This is a genomic window from Schaalia canis (assembly GCF_003858455.1).
GTDB classification, from domain to species: Bacteria; Actinomycetota; Actinomycetes; order Actinomycetales; family Actinomycetaceae; genus Pauljensenia; species Pauljensenia canis.
In genome coordinates, this window is the sequence record NZ_RQZF01000008.1 from 94,046 (window position 1) to 100,045 (window position 6,000).

At 54.5% G+C, this 6,000-nt stretch carries 5 protein-coding genes; 3 read left to right on the plus strand and 2 right to left on the minus strand.

Features of this window, described 5'->3' with window-relative positions; translation table 11 throughout:
• Positions 1–262 precede the first annotated feature (262 nt).
• Together EII11_RS07920 and EII11_RS07925 are read left to right on the plus strand one after the other, a co-directional pair.
• Positions 263–1,090, plus strand: a complete 828-nt coding sequence (locus tag EII11_RS07920) for a glycosyltransferase (RefSeq protein ID WP_165867116.1) — start codon at positions 263–265, stop codon at positions 1,088–1,090.
• A gap of 44 nt (positions 1,091–1,134) precedes the next feature.
• Entirely contained in the window at positions 1,135–2,034 is a 900-nt protein-coding gene (locus EII11_RS07925; protein WP_165867117.1) for a lysylphosphatidylglycerol synthase domain-containing protein, read from the plus strand.
• 138 nt (positions 2,035–2,172) lie between these two features.
• Here EII11_RS07925 and EII11_RS07930 read toward each other — a convergent pair whose 3' ends face one another.
• Both EII11_RS07930 and rfbB read right to left on the minus strand, forming a co-directional pair.
• Entirely contained in the window at positions 2,173–3,138 is a 966-nt protein-coding gene (locus EII11_RS07930) for a glycosyltransferase family 2 protein (protein ID WP_124871202.1), read from the minus strand.
• Positions 3,135–4,139: a dTDP-glucose 4,6-dehydratase gene (gene rfbB / locus EII11_RS07935; RefSeq protein WP_124871233.1), complete on the minus strand. Its 1,005-nt coding sequence runs from the start codon at positions 4,137–4,139 to the stop codon at positions 3,135–3,137. The genes EII11_RS07930 and rfbB overlap by 4 nt, the downstream gene beginning before the upstream one ends.
• Positions 4,140–4,280: 141 nt before the next feature.
• Here rfbB and EII11_RS07940 point away from each other — a divergent pair.
• Positions 4,281–6,000: N-acetylmuramoyl-L-alanine amidase (locus EII11_RS07940; RefSeq protein ID WP_205649268.1), on the plus strand; the 1,720-nt coding region annotated here is incomplete at its 3' end.

Consider the following 6,000-nt stretch of genomic DNA (forward strand, 5'->3'; position numbering starts at 1 on the left):
CGTTCTGGCTTTTGGAACGTACAACGTTAGGTCTCACCCCCGCATTGGCATCCTTCTCGAGGGCCTGCGTGCGCATGGCTATGTCTGCGAAGAGCTTAATCATCCCCTCCCTGTTGGGACAGCGGGCAGGGTCGCAGCCCTGTCGAATCCCCTTGAGTTTCTGCGCTTCTCGTTTGCCTTAGGCCGTTGCTGGGCTCGACTCTTTCGCGATAGTTTCAAATATCGCAGGCGATTAGGGTCATCAAATATTCTTGTGGGATACATGGGGCACTTCGATGTACTCCTTGCTCGCCTTCTCTTTCCCACCCGTCAGATTATTCTCGACCACCTCATTTTTGCAGCAGATACTGCACAAGACCGAGGGAATCGTTCCTCCATTATTTTCCGTCTCCTTCATGCTCTTGATCGATTGGCACTAAGGTCAGCCTCCGTCATCGTCGTCGATACAGATGAGCACCGCGATCTCGTTCCTGACGAGTTTCGCTCACGGGTTGTCACTGTCCCCGTAGGAGCTCCCTTAACGTGGTTTGACGCGCGCTTGTCTGACTCCACACCTGATTCTGGTGAGCTCTCCGTTATCTTTTATGGTCTTTTCACCCCTTTACAGGGGGCCCCTGTGATTGCTCGCGGTATTGCCGAGGCCGCTGCTCATGTTCTTATGAAGATCACCATGGTCGGCAGTGGTCAGGACTACAATTCCTGCCGGGAAATCCTTGGGGAACTGCCTGTTCAGTGGATTGACTGGGTCGACGCGGATGCTTTGCCCGCACTCGTGGCCCAACACGACGTGTGCTTTGGCATCGCGGGAGACACGCCTAAATCCCTACGTGTCGTTCCCAATAAGGTATTCCAAGGAATGGCGGCTGGTTGTTGCGTCCTGACCTCCCGCACCCCTCCTCAAGTACGACTTCTTGGTGACGGTGTGATGTGGTGTGAACCCGGTGATTCTGACAGTATTGCGCGGGCCCTTATTGCTTTGTCTCGCGATCATGCCTTGTTGCAAAACGCCAGAAGTCGCGCTGCTAAGTGTGCCGACTCCACCTTCGCTCCAAAAGAGATTGTCCTTCCGTTAATCCGGACTCTGCAATGAAACGACTCCTCACTTTCCTACAAAGTCCCGCCTTTCGTCGGCTCTTGCTCATCCTCGCACTTGGCGCAGCAGTGTGGGGTGTTGTCATACGTTGGGATGACTTCTCTTCTGAGTTGCTCTCAATGTCCTTTGTCTCGCTGTTTCTCATCCTCGTCACGTCGATTCTCTACGTGGCGGCAACGATGCTTTCATGGCGGATGCTGTTAAACGATACGGGAGAGTCTATCTCTGTCCGCCTCTCGTCGATAATCTTCTTTGTATCTCAGTTGACGAAGTATTTGCCAGGAGGAGTATGGAATTTCCTCGCTGCCGCTGAAGAAGGCGCGCGCTACCAAATCTCACGGCGCCGCTCTTTCACTGTCCTTCTAAGTGCTGTAGCCGTCTCTATCGGCACTGGTGCTTTCCTCTCAACGCTTCTATTACTGAGCTTTTCTCCCTCTTCCTCCGTTTCGTTGCTCTCCATCGGGGTGCTCTTTGTAGGAGTTTCTCTCTGCCTGACTCCACCGGTATTTAATCGCCTCATTACCCGCGTATTTAGGCTTTTAAAAAAGGAACCTTTAGAACGTCCTCTGACGTGGAAGGGCCTATTCTTTGCATCAACATGGTCTCTTGTTGCATGGGGATTGGCTGGAGCTCAGGTGTGGATTATTCTCACCGCGCTGGGAATGCCACAGTCCATAGAAACCTTCACCCTTGCCACCGGAGGGTACGCTCTAGCATGGACGGCTGGCTTCATGGTCTTCTTCGTTCCCGCCGGTTTAGGCGTACGCGAGGCTGTCCTTGGAGGATTATTAGCTCACTTCCTCACACCTGGGACAATACTGGTGGCTGTTGTGGTATCGAGAGTGATGTTTACCTGCGCCGATATATTCTGGGGCTTAGGATCTGTCCTATTGTCGCGATTCTCGTCGCGAGCCGAAACTGTCCAAGAAAACGCTCCTTAACAGTTCCCCCGAGAAGACATGTCTCTCCGCTGAAAGGCCCTCTCGCGAGGGCTGCTGAAGACTGCTCCTTGGTTATCACGGTAACGGCAGTTTGCCTCCGCCGTCCTCACGATCGTTTAGCCGAGAGGCAGCCACAGGCTACCAGACACCCAAAAGAGCAAGAACGACGAGTTGAAGAGCTTGGCTCGGGCGACGCCTAAGGTCGCGCCAACGCATGGCAAGGCTCCATCGTGACCTCAGCGAGGTTGACTCCAGGTCGTGTATGAGTGCGCGCATATTTTTGTCCCATTCACTGTCGTGTACAGGACGGCCTGCAGCATAGGCGGCCCGAGCCATAATGAGAAACTGCCCCCGATAATGTCCAGAGCGCAAGTCTCGGAGACGTTCGCGGAAAGCCCCCCAGCCCCTATTCGCTCCGATCACATTGTCGGCATGTTGGCGGTACTCGACAGTTGGAACCTCATCGATAATCCAATGCGCACCACGTGCGCGAGCAAGAGCGTAGAGATACCAATCATGGACTCCAACTCCTTCATAACCGAGTGAGGCAACGAGGGATCGGAGTTGAGCAGACAAGGCGGGGGCAAAGATGTAGGTAGATCCCGGTCCACCTGCTTCGAAGACATAGTCCCAAGGACGCTGAGGTTGGCTTTTAAGGATCACTGAGCGATGGCCATTGCTATCAAAACTCACGACATTGGACGAGACTGCATCTGCCTTCTTGTTATTCAAGAGTGCGATTTGGCGGCAGAGTTTGTCTCGATGCCACACATCATCCTGATCGGAAAAAGCGATGAATTCTCCGTCTTGCGGTTCGCAATGCAGAAAGAGATGCAGGAAGTTAGAAGCGACGCCTGCTTCCCCTTCTCTTCGAGGGAGGGAATGGACCCGAGCATCGCGCTGACAATAGTCATCAATAATGCGCACAGTCCCGTCTGTCGATCCATCATCGGAGATAATGATGCGGACCTCAACCCCCACTTGGTTAAGAATCGAGTCAATCTGCTCGCGAAGCCACTGGGCGCCATTAAAGGTGGCCATAAGAACCAGTACGCGGGGGAGCTTGACCTCCGCGTACTGGTTTTGTGTCTGTTCGAATGTCATTGTCCCTTTGCGGCGTACTTCGCTTCAACTTCCTCTTTCAAGGGGGCCCACCAGTCCTCATTCTGTCGGTACCAGTCGATAGTGTCGGCCAATCCTGAACGGAAATCAGTGAAGGTAGGCTCCCACCCGAGTTCTTCACGCAGCTTGGTAGCGTCAATAGCGTAGCGAAGGTCGTGTCCAGCACGGTCTGCAACATGATCGAAGTCGTCGGCAGGGTAACCCATGAGTTCATTCAAGATGGCGACAACTTGGCGGTTATTGGTTTCACCATCAGCTCCGATAAGGTAGGTTTCACCAATGCGCCCTCGTGTCAGGATGTCCCACACCGCTGTGTTGTGGTCACGTACATGGATCCAGTCGCGAACGTTAAGGCCGTCGCCATAGAGACGCGGACGCACCCCACACAGGCGATTCGTAATCATACGGGGGATGAACTTCTCAATATGCTGGTATGGTCCGTAATTATTTGAGCAGTTTGAAATTGTGGCCTCTACGCCAAATGAGCGCACCCATGCGCGCACCAGCAGATCCGATCCGGCTTTTGTGGATGAGTACGGGGAGGAAGGGTTATACGGGGTTGTCGGAGTGAACTTCGCCGGATCATCAAGCTCCAGGTCACCATAGACCTCATCGGTAGAAATATGGTGGAAACGTACCTTATGACGCCGCACAGCCTCGAGCAGCGTGTAGGTTCCCATAAGGTTCGTATGCATGAAAGGAGACGGATCATTCAATGAGTTATCGTTGTGCGACTCTGCAGCGAAGTGAACGACAGCATCGGCTTTAGCAACAAGCGAATCCACCAGGTCAGCATCAGCCACGTCACCTTCGACAATCTCCAGACGAGAAGCGAGCTCTGAAGCAACGATGAGGGAACCTCTGTTACCGGCATAAGTAAAAGCATCCAGCACAACGACATCCACATCGGGGTGGTCCTCTAAAAGAGTGTGGACAAAGTTTGCGCCAATAAAACCAGCGCCACCGGTGACGACGATACGCATGAGGAAAACTCCGATCACGAGAATGTTTCTTTGTCATTATGCCTTACCGCGCTATGCTAAGCATCATCCTATCCGTTTCGGTTCGTTACGGTTGGCACAATCCCTCAACACTAGCCCCACTGGCCCCAGGAGCATTGACGCATGTCTGCCTCACACGCCCTTTCTGTATTTGCTGCGCTCGCTTTAGGATTCTCGCCGCTCCTGCCAACAGCATCCACAGCAACAAGATCAGCAGACCCCGTTGAGATTCTTCCCCTAACAACAATGGCAGCCCTGCCTACCTCTGTCGCGACGGCTGCACTTGAGGAGATTCCCCTTGGTTCGGGGCAAGGACTGCACTCTTTTCCTGCATGGAAAGTGACATCCCGCTCCTCCAACGGAGGCCAGCCCCTTGAGCCTACCGAAGATGCCGCCATTCTCACCCACCCTCTTGAGGTATCCCCCTTCATGGTGTTGGGATTGACATGGGATGCGAAAACCTCACTCTCTCCCGAGACCCAACTATGGGTACGTGTCCGGGAAACAGATCAGTGGAGCGATTGGTTCCTCGTCCACGCTGAAGAGAAGAGTAGCCGCGACGGAACAGGCTTCCAAGGCGCAACAGAACCTTTCGTGACCGGCGGAGCAGATGCCATTCAGGTGCGCGTCACAGGCGACGAATCATCCCTGCCGGCGAATCTGCAAGTCGCCCTCATCCCCACCAATCCTTCGGGAGAGGAAGTCACACTCACCGAAGACGATGTCACCGCCATCTCAGCTGAGAACACCGGCATTGATGCGGGATCTGAACATGCTCTCACTCACCTCAACGAGCGTGATAATTCCCCTCATCCCCTCCTCAACCGCTATTCGCCGACCACGCAGCCTCCCAATCATGACGACACCCCTGTGGACGGCGGAACTCCCACGGAGGCTAACAGCGATACCAGTGTGTCCCCCATTGAGGCCCCTCAATCAGAGAATGCCTCCACTCGTCCGCTTGCAGATACACCCGCGCCAATCAATTCCAAAACCGCCGGACTCACTCCGAGTGGAAGTGGAACCGGTGGTGGCATGTCAGGGACTCAGAATGCTGCGATCACTCGACTTCTCCTCCCCAGCACAGCTAATGTCAGCGACCTCCCTGTCCCCGTTTCTTCTCGCCAAGACTGGAAAGCTGACGAGAATAAGCGGGATTGGGATCCTGAATACCACCGTGCATCGCACGTTCTTGTTCATCACACGGTCGGCACCAACAACTACTCCATGAGTCAATCGGCCGACATTGTCCGAGGCATCTACCATTACCATGCCGTCACCCTCCAATGGGGGGACATCGGCTACCACTTCCTCGTTGATAAGTGGGGACGCGCCTTTGAAGGACGCTACGGTACCCTCGCATCGCGCTCAGGAAACATGGTAATCGGCGCACACTCGGCAGGCTTCAACTCCGGCACCATGGGTATCTCGATGATGGGGAACTACTCCATTGAGAGCCCTTCGGAGGCGACTATTGCCACCGTCGCGAAGCTTGCCGCATGGCAACTGAAACGAGTCGGTGTTGACCCTGAAGAAATTGCCCCCTTTACGACTAAGGGTGGGAATAGTAAGTTCCGCAAAGGGCAAACTATCCAGCTTCCACGTATCTCCGGGCACCGCGACACCTTCGCCACCGCTTGTCCTGGCGAAGGTGGATACAAAGCGTTGCCCCTTATCCGTTCCCTAGCCCACAAGGAGATCTACAGCACCACCGCCCCCTCCGCATCGGACCTGCAACACCACGATCCCGGTACCAGCCCTCGTGGGAACTTTGAAGAGGTCATCTCCAACAGCGCCACACAAACCCTAACCATCAAGGGATGGACCTTCGACCAGGACACCC